The organism is Virgibacillus salarius (genome assembly GCF_039521925.1).
Classification (GTDB): Bacteria; Bacillota; Bacilli; order Bacillales; family Amphibacillaceae; genus Virgibacillus; species Virgibacillus salarius.
On record NZ_BAAACY010000017.1, the window covers coordinates 22,779 to 43,427 of the forward strand.

The 20,649-nt window shown below is 36.9% G+C and carries 14 protein-coding genes and 1 pseudogene; all 15 read left to right on the forward strand.

Annotation, left to right across the window (positions count from 1 at the left end):
- Positions 1-492 precede the first annotated feature (492 nt).
- The 15 genes and pseudogenes from parE to ABDZ84_RS03050 all read left to right on the forward strand — a co-directional run bounded on the left by parE (position 493) and on the right by ABDZ84_RS03050 (position 20,594).
- Positions 493-2,442, forward strand: coding sequence for a DNA topoisomerase IV subunit B (parE, locus tag ABDZ84_RS02980; protein ID WP_034679985.1), 1,950 nt, complete (start codon positions 493-495; stop codon positions 2,440-2,442).
- Between the two features lie 29 nt (positions 2,443-2,471).
- Complete coding sequence (parC, locus tag ABDZ84_RS02985; RefSeq protein ID WP_166530307.1) at positions 2,472-4,925, forward strand: DNA topoisomerase IV subunit A; 2,454 nt, start codon at positions 2,472-2,474, stop codon at positions 4,923-4,925.
- 592 nt (positions 4,926-5,517) lie between these two features.
- A complete protein-coding gene (locus tag ABDZ84_RS02990) occupies positions 5,518-6,162 on the forward strand; it encodes a TetR/AcrR family transcriptional regulator (protein ID WP_026683170.1) in 645 nt (214 codons plus the stop codon).
- A gap of 67 nt (positions 6,163-6,229) precedes the next feature.
- Positions 6,230-7,372: an acyl-CoA dehydrogenase family protein gene (locus tag ABDZ84_RS02995; protein ID WP_343779976.1), complete on the forward strand. Its 1,143-nt coding sequence runs from the start codon at positions 6,230-6,232 to the stop codon at positions 7,370-7,372.
- Between the two features lie 24 nt (positions 7,373-7,396).
- Positions 7,397-9,037: pseudogene (locus ABDZ84_RS03000) on the forward strand (AMP-binding protein).
- A 10-nt stretch (positions 9,038-9,047) separates the two neighbouring features.
- Positions 9,048-10,403 carry an acetyl-CoA carboxylase biotin carboxylase subunit gene (locus ABDZ84_RS03005; protein ID WP_343779979.1) on the forward strand — a complete coding sequence of 452 codons (1,356 nt, stop codon included), beginning with the start codon at positions 9,048-9,050 and terminating at the stop codon, positions 10,401-10,403.
- 12 nt (positions 10,404-10,415) lie between these two features.
- Positions 10,416-10,625, forward strand: coding sequence for an acetyl-CoA carboxylase biotin carboxyl carrier protein subunit (locus ABDZ84_RS03010; protein WP_034679970.1), 210 nt, complete (start codon positions 10,416-10,418; stop codon positions 10,623-10,625).
- A gap of 47 nt (positions 10,626-10,672) precedes the next feature.
- Complete coding sequence (locus ABDZ84_RS03015) at positions 10,673-11,455, forward strand: enoyl-CoA hydratase (RefSeq protein ID WP_034679972.1); 783 nt, start codon at positions 10,673-10,675, stop codon at positions 11,453-11,455.
- Between the two features lie 17 nt (positions 11,456-11,472).
- A complete protein-coding gene (locus ABDZ84_RS03020) occupies positions 11,473-13,002 on the forward strand; it encodes an acyl-CoA carboxylase subunit beta (RefSeq protein ID WP_026683176.1) in 1,530 nt (509 codons plus the stop codon).
- A 297-nt stretch (positions 13,003-13,299) separates the two neighbouring features.
- Complete coding sequence (locus ABDZ84_RS03025; protein ID WP_026683177.1) at positions 13,300-13,758, forward strand: flavin reductase family protein; 459 nt, start codon at positions 13,300-13,302, stop codon at positions 13,756-13,758.
- Positions 13,759-13,879: 121 nt separating this feature from the next.
- Positions 13,880-14,359 (forward strand): CBS domain-containing protein, encoded by a 480-nt coding sequence (locus ABDZ84_RS03030; RefSeq protein WP_321132384.1) that lies wholly within the window; start codon positions 13,880-13,882, stop codon positions 14,357-14,359.
- A 70-nt stretch (positions 14,360-14,429) separates the two neighbouring features.
- Positions 14,430-18,074, forward strand: a complete 3,645-nt coding sequence (locus ABDZ84_RS03035) for a dynamin family protein (protein WP_343779986.1) — start codon at positions 14,430-14,432, stop codon at positions 18,072-18,074.
- A gap of 1 nt (position 18,075) precedes the next feature.
- Positions 18,076-18,939, forward strand: a complete 864-nt coding sequence (locus tag ABDZ84_RS03040; protein WP_343779988.1) for a 5'-3' exonuclease — start codon at positions 18,076-18,078, stop codon at positions 18,937-18,939.
- Positions 18,940-19,155: 216 nt separating this feature from the next.
- Positions 19,156-19,803, forward strand: coding sequence for an ABC transporter ATP-binding protein (locus ABDZ84_RS03045; protein WP_026683180.1), 648 nt, complete (start codon positions 19,156-19,158; stop codon positions 19,801-19,803).
- Positions 19,800-20,594: an ABC transporter permease gene (locus ABDZ84_RS03050; RefSeq protein WP_026683181.1), complete on the forward strand. Its 795-nt coding sequence runs from the start codon at positions 19,800-19,802 to the stop codon at positions 20,592-20,594. The genes ABDZ84_RS03045 and ABDZ84_RS03050 overlap by 4 nt, the downstream gene beginning before the upstream one ends.
- Positions 20,595-20,649 lie beyond the last annotated feature (55 nt).

The following is a 20,649-nucleotide window of genomic DNA, read 5'->3' on the forward strand; positions in this document are numbered from 1 at the left end:
AAAAGGAAGTGTAGTATACTTAAGTACACCGCTTATGGTTAATACTGGCAAGTACAAAGCATTATCAGCTCATCATATGATAGATAGCACAAAACCTCGGTAAGCGATGTTGGCTACGTAAAGAGGAGACTTAGGCTTTACAAGTTGGTAAAAATTTAAAATTGATGCGGCATGACAGATAGGGATACCTATCATTTTTCTTTCTTAAGGATATAGTATATACGCAAAATATAATTAGTCTTTACAGAAACAAACATTCGTTCTATTATAGTGAGAGAAAATCTGGATATACTTTTTATATTATACTAAGAATTAATAGATGAATGTGCGCAACATAATGAATTTAGTTGAGAACAGATGCAAGATACTACGACTTAAATAAATGAAAGTTAGGTTTTGCATGAGCAAAGGGCAGAGCGTTACTCACTGGTAATGATTCGAACAAAGTAATCTACGTAAGAAGGGAGCAGTTTTGAATTGGCTCAACAACCTATGCAATATAGTGATGACTCAATACAGGTACTTGAAGGATTAGAAGCAGTCAGAAAAAGACCTGGAATGTATATAGGAAGTACAGATCTCCGTGGTTTACATCATCTCGTATTTGAAATTGTTGATAATGCTGTAGATGAAGCTTTAGCAGGATTTGGTGAAACGATAAAAGTAACCATACATAAAGATAATAGTATTTCAGTAGTGGATAAGGGTCGAGGTATACCAACTGGAATGCACCGTACTGGAAAGTCCACACCTGAGGTCATTTTTACAGTATTACATGCAGGAGGAAAGTTTGGTCAGGGAGGCTATAAAACAAGTGGTGGACTACATGGGGTTGGCGCTTCTGTTGTCAATGCACTCTCTGAATGGTTAGAGGTAACTATTCATCGAGAGGGGCACACCTATTTTCAACGATTCGAAAACGGTGGTAAGCCGGTTGGTTCCCTTGAAAAAAAGGGGACAACGAAAAAGAAAGGATCGACCATTCACTTTAAACCAGATCCTGGTATTTTTACAACCATTGTATATGATTTTGAAACCTTGTCGGAACGTTTACGCGAGGCAGCCTTTTTGTTAAAAGGGCTAAAAATTCAACTATCTGACCTTCGTAATAATCAACATGAAGAATATCAATTTCCAGATGGTCTCAAGGCTTTTGTACATTATTTAAATGAGGAAAAGGACACGCTTCATCCTGTAGTTGCATTTGAAGGAGAGCAACAAGGGATAGAAGTTGATTTTGCATTTCAGTTTAACGATGGCTATGCCGAAAGTATGCTGTCTTTTGTTAATCACGTCCGAACAAAGGACGGTGGAACACATGAATCTGGTGCTCGCACAGCAATTACTAGAACGTTTAATGATTATGCGCGTCGGGCAGGATTACTTAAAGAAAAAGATAAGAATCTGGAAGGAACAGATATACGAGAGGGCTTTACTTCAATCGTTTCTGTTCGTGTGCCAGAGGAAAAACTTCAATTTGAAGGTCAAACGAAAGGAAAATTAGGTACACCTGAAGCACGATCAGCTGTTGACGCCATTGTTTCTGAGAAGTTATCCTATTTCCTTGAAGAAAATCCGGACGTCTCGGGACTGTTAATAAAGAAAGCAATCAAAGCGAAGGAAGCAAGAGAAGCTGCCCGAAAAGCGAGAGAAGAGGCACGTACTGGTAAGAAAAGAAAAAGAAAAGATACCATATTAAGCGGGAAATTAACACCTGCGCAATCAAAGAATCCAAAACGTAACGAATTATATTTAGTTGAGGGTGATTCGGCTGGAGGGTCTGCAAAGCAGGGAAGAGATAGGAAATTCCAAGCTGTATTACCTCTACGTGGTAAAGTAATCAATACCGAAAAAGCGAAGCTTCAAGATGTATTTAAAAATGAAGAAATCTCAACCATCATCCACACCATTGGTGCGGGAGTAGGCGGAGATTTTGATTTAGATGATGTGCAATATGATAAAATCATTATTATGACGGATGCTGATACAGATGGGGCACATATTCAAGTATTATTACTAACGTTTTTCTACCGCTATATGCGCCAGCTAGTGGAAGCAGGAAAGATTTATATCGCTCTCCCACCTTTATATAAAATCTCTAAAGGAAAAGGAAAAAAAGAGAAGGTTGTATATGCATGGGATGAGGAAGAAATGAAAAAAGCGACACTTACGTTCAAGAATGGGTATACGCTGCAGCGCTATAAAGGTCTTGGTGAAATGAATGCAGATCAGCTATGGGAAACAACCATGAATCCTGAATCTAGAACGCTTATCCGTGTAACCATTGATGACTTAGCTAGAGCAGAACGACGTGTAACAACATTAATGGGGGACAAGGTAGAGCCGCGGAGAAAATGGATTGAAGGCAATGTAGAGTTTGGCTTAGATGATGAATCAAATATTTTAGAAAATGATAAAATTCATACAGAACAACAACAATAATTAAAGTATAACCATAAGGGGGGGTTGGTTTGTCACAACCAGAAACGTATTTAGACCTTCCGTTAGAAGAAGTAATTGGAGACAGATTTGGAAGGTATAGTAAATATATTATTCAAGACAGAGCATTACCTGATGCAAGAGATGGGTTGAAACCTGTTCAAAGAAGAATTCTTTATGCTATGCATGAAGAGAAAAACACGCATGATAAAAATTTTCGTAAATCAGCAAAAACCGTTGGTACCGTAATTGGGAATTATCATCCACATGGTGATTCCTCTGTATACGAAGCGATGGTTCGTCTTAGTCAAGAATGGAAGGTAAGGAATGTCTTAGTAGAAATGCACGGAAATAATGGTAGTATCGATGGCGATCCACCTGCTGCAATGCGTTATACAGAAGCTAGATTATCAAGTATCGCTTCTGAGTTATTACGTGATATTGATAGGGATACGGTTGATTTTATTCCAAACTTTGATGATACCATTATGGAGCCTGTGGTCCTTCCTGCAAAGTTCCCGAATTTACTAGTTAATGGTTCAACAGGAATATCCTCAGGTTACGCTACGGATATACCTCCACATAATTTAGAAGAAGTGCTTGATGCAGTTATATTAAAAATTGATAAGCCTGCAGTCACTACAGAAGAATTAATGGAAGTTATTAAAGGTCCCGATTTTCCTACTGGAGGAATCATTCAAGGTGTGGAGGGCATAAAAAAGGCGTATGAAACAGGGCGCGGCAAAATAGTAGTTCGTGGTAAAACAAAAGTAGAAGAGGTACGTGGCAATCGTCAGCAAATAGTCATTGATGAAATACCGTATGAAGTAAATAAAGCCAACATGGTTAAAAAAATTGATGAATTGAGAATCGATCGGAAGGTAGAGGGAATTGCCGAAGTCCGTGATGAGACAGATCGTACCGGGTTAAGGGTAGTCGTCGAACTAAAAAAGGATGTAAATAGTGAAGGTGTTCTTAATTATCTGTTCAAAAATACAGATTTACAGGTTACTTATCACTTTAATATGGTTGCCATTCAAGACAAAACCCCTAAGCTCCTTTCATTAAATGAAATGCTTGATGCCTACATTAGACATCAAAAGGAAGTTGTAACTAGACAAACAGTATTTGATTTAACGAAGGCCAAGGACCGTGCACATATCGTAGAGGGGCTAATGAAAGCTATATCCATCCTTGATGAAGTTATCGCAACTATTCGATCATCTAAGGATAAGCAAGACGCTAAACAACGATTAATCGCAAACTATGGATTTACAGAAGCACAAGCAGAAGCTATTGTAATGCTTCAGCTCTATCGCTTAACAAACACTGACATCACTACACTTCAGCAAGAAGCTGAAACACTTCGAGAAAAAATTAAGGAACTAGAGCATATATTACAGAGCGAGAAAAAGCTGCTTCAAACGATCAAAAAAGACTTGAGAAAAATCAAAAAAACATTTGCAACTCCTAGAAAAACAATTGTTGAAAATGAGATAGAGGAATTAAAGATTGATATCGAGGTTATGGTCGCTAGTGAAGATGTTCTTGTATCTGTTACCAGAGATGGTTATGTAAAGCGAACTAGCCTTCGTTCGTATAGTGCATCAAATGGCGAAGATTTTGCAATGAAAGAAGATGACCATATTGTTGGTTTAATCGAATTAAATACGACGGATAAAGTTCTCGTCTTTACGAATAAAGGAAAGTATTTATATTTACCTGTTCACGAACTTCCAGATATACGTTGGAAGGATATTGGACAGCATATATCTAATATAGTTTCCATCGATAAGGATGAACGTATTATTGAATGCATACCTGTTCGTGATTTTAAAGAGGATAACTTCCTATTGTTTTTCACAAAAAACGGCATGGTTAAAAGGAGTCCATTACAGTTATATGACGCTCAGCGATACTCGAAGGCTTTAATTGCCCTAAACCTAAAAGCTGATGATGAAGTAGTGAATGTCCACAAAACAAATGGTCATACAGATGTATTCATAGCATCTAATAAAGGTTACGGCCTCTGGTATCATGAAGCAGATATATCGATAGTGGGGCAACGAGCCGCTGGTGTTAAAGCAATTCAACTGAAAAAAGATGAATACGTTGTTAACGGACAGGTATTTGATGATCTCTCTGATCCATCTCTGGTGGTTCTAACACAAAGAGGGGCATGCAAACGTATGAGATTGCAAGAGTTTGAAAAATCGACACGTGCGAAGCGTGGGTTATTGATGCTTCGTGAGCTGAAGAGTAAACCTCATCGAATTAGAGGATTTTTCCTTATTAATGAAGATGATACTCTAGACTTCCAAACAAGTGACGGTACGACACACAGTATATTTCCACTAGAACTTTCCAATAGTGATCGATACAGTAATGGTTCATTTATTATTGATGCTGACACGCATGGTGAGGTAGTAGAAGCATGGAAGCAGGCTCATTATCAGAAACCATTTGAAGATACAAATAAAGCATAATGTAGTAATATTTTCTAGCTATTCATATGACAGGTAAGCCAAGAAGGTTGCCTGTCATTTTTTTAATGGCAGAGAAGTCTCCCTGTCTCTGCTAGCCTACTTTAAAACAAAGGGTCGAAATTATTATCCCTCACTTTGAGAACAAAAATAGCATACAATTAAGTATTCAACCCGTACTTAGACTCACTATTTTGCATGGAATTGTACGTAGTACACACGGAATCTGCAAGTATTACTGGAGATACGCTCATCTATTCCATTCTTTATAAAGCAATTTTAAAATAATCGTTTCTGAACCGCAGTGGATACGAACCTTTTCTCTAAATTCCTATTGTATTTTTATAGCACACGCGTATATATTGTAGTGACTTTTGATCCATTTACAGGAAAAGTAAGAGATCTTTGATGCAGACAGGAAACCCTTTCAGCGGACATTGAAGGCTGAAAACGGTAATAAAAACCTTTAGCCGCAGAGCAGGCTACTAGTTCCCACTGGTGGTTTGGGTTTATTTATAAATACCTTTTTATTCAACTAACGCTTTGCATTTCTTGCCAAGACTTTATATTTTCAGATAAATATGATAGTGTTAAAATATCTAATGAAGAGGAGGGATTTAGAACGGAATTACGTGAAAAAATAATTCAATCTTCATTGCTACATTTCGAAAAGTATGGATATCACGGAGTAACAGTGAATCAAATTGTCGCTGATGTAGGTACTTCTAAGGGTGGATTTTATCATCACTTCTCTTCTAAAGATGAGCTACTATACTTAATCCATGATACGTTTATATCTTATGTACTTGATAAAGCCATCCGTGCCAATGAAATGTATCATTCACCGACAGAGAAGCTAAGCGTAATTATTAAGGATTTTGTTAAGGTTTTTGATATTTATAAGCCACATATTTCCGTGTTTTATCAGGAAACAGTATATTTAAAACCTGAGTATGAGTCTTTAATCAAAGCAAAGCGTGACCAGTTTAAACAGCTCATATTTCAAGTCATTTATGAAGGTAAGCAAACTGGTGAATTTCGTCAGGCATTACCGGTTGAAATTACAGGAATGGCAATATTAGGGATGGTAAACTGGACATATAAATGGTATAAGCAAGGTGGTGCGAAGAGTATTAATGAAATCAGTGACATTTTTGTAGATCTCATTTTACATGCTGTCTTAGATCACGGAAATATACACGATGATGCATATGAAGCGTTGATAGACGATAATATGTAATAATTACATGTATAATGCTTTGAACAGACCAACCAGTCGGTCTTTCAGCATGGGATAGGAGGAAAACATGAATTTTGAATTATCAAAGGAACAATTAATGATTAAAAAAATGGTAAAGGATTTTGCGGAAAATGTGATTCAACCTAGAGCAATCGAAATTGATAAGGAGGCAAAATTCCCTATTGATATCTTCGATCAGCTTGGAGAGCTTGGCATACTCGGCATTCCTTTCCCTGAGGAGTACGGTGGTTCCGGTGGTGACACATTATCGTACGCTTTAGCTGTAGAAGAAATTGGCCGTGTTTGTGGTAGTACAGGATTAAGCTATGCTGCTGCAGTTTCATTGGGAGCAAGTCCCCTTTACTATTTCGGAACAGAAAAACAAAAGAAAGCGTTCCTAACTCCTTTAGCTCAAGGAAAAGCACTTGGTTCATTCGGATTAACAGAGCCTAATGCCGGATCAGATGCAGGTGGAACAAAAACAACTGCTAAATTAGAGGGCGATGAATATATTATTAATGGAGAGAAGTGCTTTATAACTAACGCTAGTTTTGCTAAAACATTAATTGTAACCGCTGTCACAGGTAAAAATGAGAAAGGAAAAAATATTATCTCAGCGATTATCGTTCCAACAGATACAAAAGGAGTTAAAATTACTAGCAATTATGACAAGATGGGTGTACGCGGATCCGATACAGCGGAAATCGTACTTGACCAAGTACGTGTTCCAAAGGAAAATCTACTGGGTGATCCGAAAAAAGGATTTAAGCAATTCCTCTATACATTAGATGGTGGAAGAATTTCAATAGCTGCACTTGGAGTAGGTATTGCTCAAGCTTCTTTAGAAAAAGCATTAAACTATGCAAAGGAAAGAAAACAATTCGGCCAATCTATTTCTAATTTCCAATCTATCCAATTTAAATTAGCTGATATGGCAATGGAAGTAGAGCTTTCACGAAACATGGTTCATAAAGCAGCTTGGTTAAAGGATAATGATAAGCCATTTAGTAAAGAAGCAGCCTATGCAAAGCTTTTTGCATCCGAAACAGCATCTCGTGCAGCGAATCAAGCCATTCAAATTCATGGTGGGTATGGATATATGCGTGAGTATGAAGTAGAACGCTACCTAAGGGATGCAAAACTACTTGAAATTGGAGAAGGTACTTCAGAAATTCAACGTTTAGTTATCGCTAGACAATTAGGTTGCTAGTTTAGTAGGGGGAGGAAAACGTCCATGACACTTTTAAATTTTACTGTTGGAGAGCTTTTAGAAAAGCAAGTAGAATTATATCCTGATCATGAAGCCGTTATTTATCCAGAACTACACTTGAGAAAAAGCTACAAAGCATTCAATGAAATGGTGAATGAAGCAGCAAAGGGATTTATAGCATTAGGTATTGAAAAAGGAGAAAATGTAGCGATTTGGGCAGATAATAAGCCTGAGTGGCTGACAACTCAATTTGCAACCGGAAAGATGGGTGCAGTATTAGTTACTGTAAATACCAGTTATCAAGCATCCGAGCTTCACTATTTACTAGAACAGTCAGAATCGACAACGCTAATTCTCGCGGAAAGTTATAAAGGCACATCTTATATCGATATACTTAAAAAGATTTGTCCAGAGCTAGAAATGGCTGAAAAAGGTATGCTTCAATCAAAATCCTTACCAAATCTTAAAAATATAATCGTTATTGGTGAGAACACGTATTCATTTGCTTACAACTGGAATGAAGTAATGCAATATGGAAACATCATTAGTGAGCAAATGCTACTTGAACGGAAAGAAAGTCTACAAGTTAATGATGTTATTAATATGCAGTACACATCTGGCACAACTGGATTCCCTAAAGGTGTCATGCTAACACATTATAATATTGTCAATAACGGAAAGCAGATTGCTGATTGTATGGAACTGACGTCTGAAGATAGACTTTGTATTCCTGTTCCTTTTTTTCACTGCTTTGGCTGTGTATTAGGAGTATTAGCTGCTGTATCAAAAGGAACAACAATGGTTTTATTAGAACAATTCCATCCTGAGAAAGTCTTATCCGCTGTTTCTAGCGAAAGATGTACGGCACTTCATGGCGTGCCAACGATGTTTATTTCTGAATTAAATCACCCAAACTTCAAGCAATATAATTTATCTAGTCTAAGAACTGGCATAATGGCAGGGTCTACCTGTCCAATGGAAGTGATGACAAATGTAATGGAAAAGATGGGTGCAAAAGAAATAACAATTGCTTATGGACAGACAGAGTCCTCCCCAGTAATTACACAAACGAAAACAGACGATCCTATTGAATTACGCGTAAGTACCGTAGGAAAGCCACACCCAAATGTAGAAGTTAGAGTAATTATACCAGGAACAGATGATGATCAAGAAATTGGCGTACCAGGTGAGTTACTAACAAGAGGCTATCATGTCATGAAAGGCTATTATAATAATACGGCTGCAACAAATGAAGTTATAGATGAACACGGATGGTTACATACAGGTGATTTCTAAATAACCGTTATCCATCATAACGGTTATTTAGAAATCACCGGAAGAATGAAGGATATGATTATTCGTGGTGGTGAAAACATTTATCCGAGAGAAATAGAAGAATTTTTATATCAGCATCCCGATGTACTTGATGTACAAGTCGTTGGTGTTCCAGACCAAAAGTATGGGGAAGAAATTATGGCTTGGATTATCTTGCAAGAAGGTAAAGTACACACAGCAAAGGACATACAAAAATTTTGTTATGGGAAAATATCGAAACATAAAATCCCAAGATATATTGAGTTTGTCCAGGAGTATCCGATGACTGCAAGTGGAAAAATTCAAAAATATAAGCTTAAAGAGTTAGCTTTACAACAATTACAACGATAGGGGGAACCGTATGATAAACAAAATAGTTATTGCTAATCGTGGGGAAATTGCGGCAAGAGTAATCCGAACTTGCAAACAGCTAAATATACAAGCTGTTAGTATCTATTCAGAAGCAGATAAAGATGCTCCTTATGTACAAATGGCTAATGAGAGCTACTTAATAGGACCACCTAGAGTTAACGAGAGCTATTTAAATATCGAAAAAATTATTTCAGTTGCAAAAGAATGCAAAGCAGATGCCATTCACCCTGGTTACGGTTTCTTGAGTGAAAGTGATATATTTGCTGAAAAATGCGAATCGGAGGATATCATCTTTATTGGCCCAAAGAGCAAGGTTATTCGTCAAATGGGTAGTAAAATAGCAGCAAGAACCATGATGCAGCAAGCTGGTGTACCTGTAGTACCGGGCACCGAAGGAGCGGTAGCTTCTGCGGAAGAAGCAGCATCCATTGCAGAAGCTATCGGTTATCCAATCATGCTGAAAGCATCCGCTGGTGGTGGTGGTATCGGGATGCAGATGGTTCACTCGAAGGAAGAGCTTTCAAAGGCCATTGAAAACAATTCTAAACGTGCTCTGAATTTTTTTGGGGATGGCTCTATGTTTATAGAAAAAAAGGTAGAAAATGCTAGACACATTGAAATTCAAGTACTGGCAGATCATTATGGTAATGCTGTTCATCTGTTTGAGCGAGAATGTTCGATTCAACGAAGAAATCAAAAGGTTATTGAAGAAGCCCCTTCCCCGTTTATTTCCGAAAAGACAAGAAAAAACATGGGAGATAAAGCCATTCAAGCGGTTAAGACATTAGGTTATACAAATGCTGGGACCATTGAATTTTTAGTAGATGAACAAGAAAACTTCTACTTTTTAGAAATGAACACACGTATTCAAGTAGAACACCCAATAACAGAAGAAATAACCGGTATTGATATTGTAGAGAAACAGATTCAAATTGCTAATGGAGAAGCGTTAGATATAAAACAAGCTGATCTCCACTTAAACGGGCATGCAATTGAGGCACGCATCTATGCAGAAGATCCAATTACTTTCTTCCCTTCACCGGGGCATATTCATAGGTTTGAACCTCCAGAAGGAGAAAAAATAAGAAATGAAATCACGGTTTGTAACAATTATGATGTCACACCATTTTACGACCCGATGATTGGAAAATTAATTGTACATGGTCAAACGAGAAACGAAGCAATTTCATTACTTCAAACAGCTCTTCAAGAATATAAGATTGAAGGGATTAAAACAAATCTCCCCATGCTTCTTTCAATAACGAAGCATCAAGCATTTAGATCAGGAAATACAACAACAAATTTTGTAGAAACAAACTATTTAACTCAATTGAATAAAAAATAGGAGGAATAAATAATGGAATTAAAAGCATCAATGGCAGGTAGTGTATGGAAAATTACAGCGACACACGGAGAAGCGGTTGAAGAAGGACAGGATGTTGTAATCCTAGAATCTATGAAAATGGAAATACCTATTATTGCAGAGTCTTCAGGCACGATAAAGGAAATGAAAGTAGCCGAAGGAGATTTTGTTAATGAAGGGGATATTATTGCTATCATCGAATAATAATTCCGTGATAGCATCTGAAAAATTATTCGTAGGGGGGGATTTCAGTGAGTACTAGTCTAGTCAACTTAGACATCAATAACGGAGTAGCTATGGTGACTCTAAATCGACCAGAAGCAGCGAATGCAATGTCGAAAAAGTTATTGCAAGAACTGCAAGCCACCGTCCATACCATAGAACAAGATCCAACAGTCACTTGTACAGTAATTACCGGAGCTGGTCAAAAAGCCTTCTGTGCAGGTGCAGATCTGAAGGAAAGATCAGGAATGTCTAATCAGGAAGTCATTCATGCTGTGGAATATATAGGAAAAACAGTCACAATGGTTGAGAATATGTCCATGCCTGTTATTTCCGCGATTAATGGCGTTGCCTTTGGTGGTGGTTTAGAACTGGCATTAGCATCGGATATTCGAATTGCCGCTAACCATGTAAATATGGGACTCACAGAAACATCGTTGGCGATTATCCCGGGGGCAGGCGGAACACAGCGACTGCCTCGATTAATTGGTATCGGACAAGCAAAACGATTAATCTACAGTGCTCAGCGTATAAACGCGAACGAAGCATTAGCAATAGGACTAGTTGAAGAGGTAGTAAAATCAAGCGAACTTATGAATTCTGCACTTCAACTGGCAAGGGCCATCTCTAAAAACGGACCAATTGCTCTAAAACAAGCCAAAACAGCGATCAATAAGGGTGTACAAACGGATATTACAACAGGATTAATGCTGGAAAACCTTGCTTATCAGCAAACCATACCCACGCATGATAGATTAGAAGGTTTACAAGCATTTCGTGAAAAACGAACTCCAAATTACAAAGGAAACTAAAACCAGGAGGCTACAAAATGTCGTATTTGGAAGAGTTTCAAGAAAGAGTTAATAAAATTGAAAAAGGTGGTCAAGCAAAATATCATCAAAAAAATGAACAACATGGCAAATTGTTTGTTAGGGAAAGACTAAAGCGATTATTTGATCAAGATATAGACATCGAGGATGCTTTTTTCGCCAATTGTATGGATGGATCACTTCCTTCAGATGGCGTTGTTACTGGTATCGGTAAGATTAATGGTCAATCGGTATGTGTGATGGCAAATGATTCTACAGTTAAAGCTGGTTCATGGGGGAAGCGAACGGTTGAGAAAATACTACGTATTCAAGAAACGGCAGAAAAATTAGAGGTTCCGATGATTTATCTAGTTGACTCTGCTGGTGCGAGAATAACAGATCAAGTAGAAATGTTTCCAGGCAGAAGAGGAGCTGGAAGGATTTTTCATAATCAAATAAAGTTATCTGGCCGTGTACCACAGGTCTGTTTATTATTTGGACCATCTGCTGCAGGAGGAGCGTATATCCCCGCATTCTGTGATATTGTCATTATGGTTGATGGGAATGCTTCCATGTACCTAGGGTCGCCACGAATGGCAGAAAAAGTCATTGGAGAAAAGGTAACCCTTGAAGAAATGGGTGGAGCAAACATGCATTGCTCCGTTTCTGGCGTTGGTGATGTATTAGTTAAAAGCGAGCAAGAGGCAATCGAATACACACAAAAATACTTGAATTATTTTCCTGCTAATTTTAGAAAAAAGCCAAATGTCAAAACTCCCAAAGACAGCAAAAAGTTAGAGAAGCGTATTACAGATTTGATTCCAGAAAATCAGAATGCTCCTTTCAATATGCATGATTTAATAACGCACATTATTGATGAGGATAGCTTCTGTGAAATCAAGAAAAAGTTTGCTCCAGAAATAATTACTGGTCTTGCTAGAATGCAAGGAAAATCGATTGGCATTATCGCGAATCAGCCACGAATGAAAGGTGGCGTGCTCTTTCCTGATTCTGCGGACAAGGCGGCTAAGTTTATGCAGCTTTGTGATGCTTTTAATATACCATTATTATTCTTAGTTGATGTACCTGGATTTATGATTGGAACAAAAGTAGAACGAGCAGGAATTATACGACATGGAGCAAAGATGCTCGCAGCAATGAGTGAAGCAACCGTCCCGAAAATCTCCGTTATTGTTCGAAAAGCATATGGAGCGGGTTTATATGCAATGGCTGGGCCTGGATTTGAACCAGACTGTTGTTTAGCACTACCTACCGCGCAAATAGCTGTTATGGGTCCAGAAGCAGCAGTTAATGCGGTTTATGCAAATAAAATCCAAGAGCTACCAGAAGCGGAACGACCACAATTTATCAAAGAAAAACAAGAAGAATATAAGGAAAATATTGATATATATCGACTTGCTTCAGAGATGGTAATTGATGCGGTTATTGAACCAGAGCAATTAAGAGAAGAATTGATTAAACGTTATTCTATCTATGATTCGAAGAACGTTACCTTTACCGAGAGAAAACACGGTGTATATCCAGTATAATAGATTATCAAGACAGAGAGACTGATGCTCTCTGTCATTTTTATAGATTGCTTGAATGTTTTCGCTATATCTCTTGGAACATGAGAAACAAGCATGCTTTTGTTAACCAACAAAACTTCTAATCTTAGTTTTCGAATATCTGTGTCAAATGACTTACCTCAAGCATATACTAACATAATCATGGAAATGAGTTTATTGTAATATTATTATGTAAACTTAAAGCGTCTTTTTTCAATTTTATCCGTTTAGATGATATTCTAAAAGGAACTGAAATCGAGAAAAGGGGGAGGACGTATAGTGGATGAGCGACTTTTTCGAGATGTAATGGGGCAATTTGCAACAGGTATAACAATTATATCCACCAATTATCATGAAGAAATAGTAGGCATGACAGTAAATGCTTTTATGTCTGTATCTTTAGATCCTAAATTAATAGCTGTTTCGATTGATGAAAAAGCTAGTATGTATAAAAAGCTTCAGGAAACGATGCAATTTGGAATTAGTATTTTAACTGATGAGCAAAAGGATTTATCAAAAATATTTGCCAGACAAAAAGCAAAAGACAGAGAAGTACCATTTATACAGCAGGGAGATGTTCCAGTCATAGAAGGATCATTAGCAACGATGGCTTGTCATGTAAAGGAAACGGCTAAGGCTGGAGATCACTTAATCTTTATAGCTGAGGTAACAGAAATAAAGTCTAATGAGGGGGAACCGGTCATTTTTTATGGTGGTAACTATCGCCAGCTATATTAACATACTTATTAAAAATAGTTACTTACTGACTCGACAGTGGGTAGCTATTTTTAATAAGTATAATTATTCTGTAAAAGTTAATAACAGTAAAGAGATTATCGACTTAATGGAGGTACTTACGATGCAGGTAAAAGACTTTATGATAAAAGATGTGATCTATGTTACACCAGATACCACTATGAAAGAATTATTACAGCTATTGACTGTTAATAAAATAGGTGGTGCACCTGTAATAGATACAGCTGGCAAGCTTTTAGGTATGATTACTGACGGAGATGTCATACGATATCTGCAGCCAAGAGGGAGGACAGTATATGATTTATATGCCCACGTAATGATTGACAAGATTCAAAATCTCCAGCAAAATATTGATGCTGCATTATCAAAACCTGTTACCGAACTTATGCGTAAAAAACAAATTATTACGGTACACCCTGAATCAGACTTGGAAGAAGCTGTTAAAATATTTTCTGCGCATGCATTTAAGAAAATTCCCGTTGTAACAGACGAACAGATTGTCATAGGAGTCATTAGCCGGGGAGATGTCATACGATATATAGCGTCACGATTAGTTGAGAAAACAAAGGATAATTCCTTATAGGAAGTAGAAATATAGATGCTTATCTCGTATAATAGACGCTAGTATATGGATAAGGGAAGCGTGAAAGGAAATGAGTAGTTTGAAGACAATAGATGCGACACAACGTAGTTTGTATCAGCTAGCAGCTATATATCAAAAAATGATTGAACATAAAGATGTACACCATGCCGAGAAAATTTTAGAGCTCTACGATAAATTCAAAAAACAAGAATTAATGATCTGCTTTGCTGGTCACTTTTCTGCTGGAAAATCATCGATGATAAATGCGTTATTAAAACAGGATATTTTACCCAAAAGCCCCATACCAACAAGTGCAAATATTGTAAAAATAGAATCCGGTAATGGGACAGTACGGCTACATTTTCATCATGATGCACCAGAGGAGTATCAAGAGCCCTTTGACATGGAATTAATCAAGCAATATTCCATGGATAAAGATAAGATTAAAAAAATTGAAATAAGTACATCTGAGCAGCTTTTGCCGAACGGAACCGCCTTAATTGACACGCCAGGTATCGACGCGGCAGATGATGCAGATAGACTAATGACAGAATCATCGCTTCATTTAATTGATGTCCTATTTTATGTGATGGATTATAACCATGTACAATCTGAAGTGAATCTTCAATTTTTAGCAGGATTACATGAGAAATCTATACCGTTCTATGTCATCATTAATCAGATAGATAAACATGATGAAAACGAATTATCATTTCAGTCATTTGAAACAAGCATTAAACAAACGTTTGATTTATGGGACATTCAACCAATCGCTATATTCTATTCCTCTCTCGTAGAATCAACTGCACAAAATAATCAGTTTGAGGATATAAAGCATACACTCCATTCTTTATTGACTATAAAGAAAGGTGAATTACTGCAGCATAATCATGCTGCTCACGTACTCGTCAAAGAACATGAGACGTTTCTTGAATTGCAATATGAAGAAAAACTAGCACCGTACCGCGTGCCACCTGAGCATCAACAAGAAGTTAAAAAAATAAAACAGATAGAGCAGAAAATTACGAATCTCCAACAAAATATTGAACATGTAAAACGTGATTTTTTTGATGAATTACATCAAACACTGAAGAATGCATATCTCATGCCAGCGAATCTACGTGATTCTGCTAAATTATTTTTGGAATCACAACAAAGCCATTTTAAAATTGGCCTTATTGGCTCAAAGAAAAAAACCGAAGAAGCACGACAACAGCGAGCAACAGATTTTCTGTCCAATTTAGAAAAAGTCGAAAGTGCGTCATTGCAGTGGAAATTACGTGACAAGTGGAGCGAGTTATTACAGCGTTACCAGATCGAAGATACGGATTTACAGGAACAATTGCAACATTTCTCCATTTCTCTAACTTATAAGGATCTCGTTAATCTTATTAAACAAGGAGCTACAATAAACGGAGATTATGTAATTAATTATACCAATGATCTTTCAGGAGAAATAAAGCGAAAATACAAGCAACAAGCAAATCAATTATGGAATACAATGGAGACACATCTCCATCAGCATAATACGGAGACAATTAATGCTTGTAATAAGCAACTAAATGAACTGAAAGAAACCCAAAGCATAGTGGCAAACTATGTAATAATCGAAGAAGAGCTTGAAAAGAAAAAAATGGCAGTCCATCATTTATTGAAAGCAGATCATAAATCGGAATGTGCTGTTAAAGAGATTGAAGATAGGCTTCTGATGAAAGAGCAACGAATAAAGCGAGGGAAAAAGCCGTTATTGGAAATTTGTGAACAAAAACCTGAGAGAGAAGAAGAAAAGGCAGATAATGAAAATACTGGAATGAATAAATCCATGGATTCTATGGATACAATGATTCAGGCATTATCCCAATCATCGGCAGCAATTCAAGGATTACCAGGCTTTGATTCCCTAGTTAATGACTTGCAGCAAAAAAAGCAACGTTTACAACATAGATCTTATACAATTGCTTTATTTGGAGCATTTAGTGCTGGTAAATCTTCCTTTGCAAATGCCCTGATAGGTGAACAAGTACTACCCGTATCTCCAAATCCTACAACTGCAACAGTAAATCGAATTAATCCAGTGACGGATACGTATAAGCATGGTACAGTATTAGTGAAGGTGAAGGATGAAGCGTCATTAATTAAAGATATCCATTCTATCACGAAAAAGTTTTCACCTAAAGCTACCAAGCTGGAAGAACTTCTTGAGTGGATAAGAGCAGAAGAACTGTTTAATAACGAACTTTTAAGCAATACGTATCAATCCTATTTAAAGGCAATGCTAACAGGCTTTAACGACATACAATCAACGATTGGAGAAAAGCTTACTTTATCTATAGACGAATTTCCGATTTACGTGACCGATGAATCGAAGGCATGTTATCTAGAATCCATTGATCTTTATTATGATTGTGAACTAACGAGACAGGGCATTAGTCTAGTGGATACTCCTGGTGCTGATTCTGTCAATGCACGTCATACTAATGTAGCATTTGATTATATTAAGCATGCAGATGCGATTCTTTATGTTACCTATTATAACCATGCTTTAAACCGTGCCGATAAGGATTTTCTGATGCAGCTCGGCAGAGTAAAAGAGGTATTTCAGCTTGACAAAATGTTTTTTATTGTAAATGCAGCTGATCTAGCAAAGGATGAACAAGAGCTCCAAGTCGTTTGTTCTTACGTTAAAGAGCAATTACTTAAGCTCGGAATACGATTCCCTAGACTATATCCAGTATCTAGTCGTCAATCACTTCAAGAAAAGCAAGCGCATATCCAACTAAATGAGAAAATGAATCATTTTGAAGCGGCTTTCTATCATTTTATTCATGATGACTTGACACATTTAACAGTAGCATCAGCACTATGGGATATGAAGCGAGCATACCAGCAATTAAATCACTATATAGAATCACAGAAGCTGGACCAAAGTGAAAAGGCAGCATGGAAACAGTCTATGCTTGCAAAGAAAGACCGATTACAGCATGAAATGAAACATATAAATATAAACCCAGATACCAATAAAATCAATCAAAAAATAGAAAAACAGCTCTATTATGTGCTCGAGCGTATCGGAATTCGATTTCACGACATGTTTAAAGAAATGTTTAATCCGACAACGATTACAGAAACAGGCAAGTTTGCTAAAATGCAATTATGGGACAGCCTACAAAATCTAATAACCTATTGTGGGCAGGAACTTATTCGTGAATTACAAGCAGTTTCATTACGAATCGAATCACTTGTCGAAAAATTAGCGAAGGAAGTTTTTGCAACAATTCGTAAAACGGGTAAAGAGATTGATGACAGCTTTATTCTTCCGAATATAGAAATAAAGGAACTAGTTACACCAACCTATTTAGAGGCGTTTTCAGATATCGATGTGCAAGAATTCGAGCGTGCATTGGCGACATTTAAAAATACGAAGTCCTTCTTCGAGAAGAATGAAAAAGAATTGATGAAAGATGAGATTTATCGTGTCTTTAAACCGTTTATAAAACAATATCTTGAAGCAAGTAAACAGGTTATGGTTTCATCCTATTCTGAGCAATGGGCTGAGATTATTGATTTGATGAAAAAACAGCTTTTCCTTCAGTGGGATAATTATATGAATAGTTCGCTAGAAATGATGACTTCTAACATATCACTAGCGGAGCTTAAGAATACGAAACAAAAACTAGCATCAATACTAGAGCTTTTTGAAACGAGGGAAGGATGACATGGTAAAACAAAAGATTCTACTTGTTGATGGTATGGCCCTATTATTTCGCGGCTTCTTTGCCACAGCATTTAGAGGAAACTATATGAAAACGAGTAAAGGAATTCCGACAAATGGAGTATATCAATTTTTACGCTATTTCCTAGATGCAGTTAATACCTTTGAACCAACTCATGTCATTTGCTGCTGGGATATGGGAAGTAAAACGTTTCGCACAGAAATGTATGAAGGCTATAAAGCGAATCGTGATGAACCACCCGTAGAACTGATTCCACAATTTGATTTAGTAAAGGAAGTTGTAGATAGTTTCGATATGCCTAATATAGGAATGGAGAATTTTGAGGCTGATGATTGTATTGGTACGCTAGCACGCGCATATGCCATAGAGGATGAGGTAACCATTTTGACAGGAGACCAAGATATTCTACAGCTGGTAGATCATGGTATCCGTGTTGCTATCATGAAAAAAGGACTAGGAAATTACGAGATCTTTGATCATGGTAATTTCATAGCTAAAAAAGGCATTTCACCTAAGCAAATAATTGATCTAAAAGGATTGATGGGGGATGCTTCTGATAATTACCCTGGAGTTAAAGGGATTGGTGAAAAAACGGCATTAAAATTAATTCAAGAACATGGTTCAATCGATGATATATTAGCAAATATGGATAAGCTTCCAAAGGGGGTACAAACGAAGATTAATGCAAACCTGGACATGCTCCATTTGTCAAGGAAGCTTGCTGAAATCAAATGCGATGTACCGATTAGCTGTGGACTTGACGACGCTTTATGGAATTACGATAAAAAGAAAATTACAACTAAATTTCAGTCATTAGAATTTAAAAATCTGGAAAAGTTAATGTAAGACACGTTGGCATCATTGACATTTCGGTATTTATGTGAAATCTGGCTAGTAACTTTTTCATGAAAGCACTATTACAGTTACGTTTACTTAAGGATAACTCACGAATACGTGGGTTATTTTTATTCCATTTTAGTTATAATAGCGTTTATGTAAAGAAATAATTCGGATTATATTTGAAATACTAAGAGTAATATAAGGAAAGGATGGAATCATCTCTTGTTTCATATAGAAAACGTGAAAGTAAATGGAATTATCGAAATAGATCATTTAAGCATTGAAGCAAATAAAGTAACCTGTATTATAGGAAAAAGTGGTAGTGGAAAATCAACGTTTCTTCGATTAGTAAATCATTTAATTTCTCCAAACGAAGGTAATATTTACTTTAAAGGGAAGAACCTTTCAGAAATGGATCCCGTACAATTACGTCGATATATTACAATGGTACCGCAAACGCCTGTTATCTTTGATGGAACAGTTCGAGATAATTTACAAATCGGTCAAAAGTTATCCGGGCAACGTGTTTCTACTGATGAAGAATTAGACAGGTGCTTACATCAGCTGGATTTACATAAAACATTGGCAGCACAAGCAGGTGAATTATCGGGGGGAGAAAAACAGCGACTTGCTTTAGCGCGAGCAATGCTATTAGATGCTGAAGTTTTTTTATTGGACGAGCCATCATCAGCGCTGGATCACACAACAGCCTCCAAGGTCATACACGCTTTTGTTGACTTCATTAAAACCACAAATAAAACCTTAATCATGATAACCCATGATTTAGCACTTGCTCAAGAGCTAGCGGATACAATGATTGATATGAATCGATTTAGTAAGTCTGTCGTTGCAGGAGGTGTGTCCAAATGAATGAGTCCAGTGCAATGGATTTAACACTGTGGCAGTTATTATTTGCCTATGTATTTATTGTTATATTATGGGTTATTGTGCGAGTTAAACGAATTCCTCGAGAGAAGATAATTATTATCTCAACATTACGCATGACAGTACAATTAATTTTAGTTGGATATTTACTAATGGTTGTTTTTGAACAGCCTCATCCGATCATAACATTGATTATTGTCTTATTCATGCTTGGATTTGCTATATATAATGTATACAAACGTGCGAGTGTAACCATTAGCCTTTCTATAAAGAAAACAATAGGATTAGCGATGTTTTTAGGTATCGTAATTAGCTTAATTTACTTCTTATTTGTCGTATTACAATTAGATCCTTGGTATGATCCACAATTCTTTATTCCAATTGGTGGGATGATTATCGGTAACGCAATGACAGGAATAACATTAGGTGTCAATCAGTTACTTATCGGAATTAAAGAGCAAAGAGAGAAGGTAGAAGGTGCTTTAATGTTAGGAGCTACACCAAAGGATGCTTCAGATTCCATTATTAATCAAGCATTCGATTCAGCAATGCTTCCAACCATTAACTCGATGGTAGGTATGGGAATCGTTTTTTTACCTGGAATGATGACTGGACAAATTATTGCTGGTGCATCTCCGGTTAGTGCAGTAAAATACCAGATTGCGATTATGCTGGGCGTGGCGGGTACCGTTTCTATTACGGTTGTAATCTTTTTACATTTAGCCTATAAGACATTTTTTAATCACCGTGCACAGCTAAAACCATTTAATGAATAAATAATATAGCATTATATGAGTCAAGTTTCATTTAGCAATTTTTGAATAAAGAAAT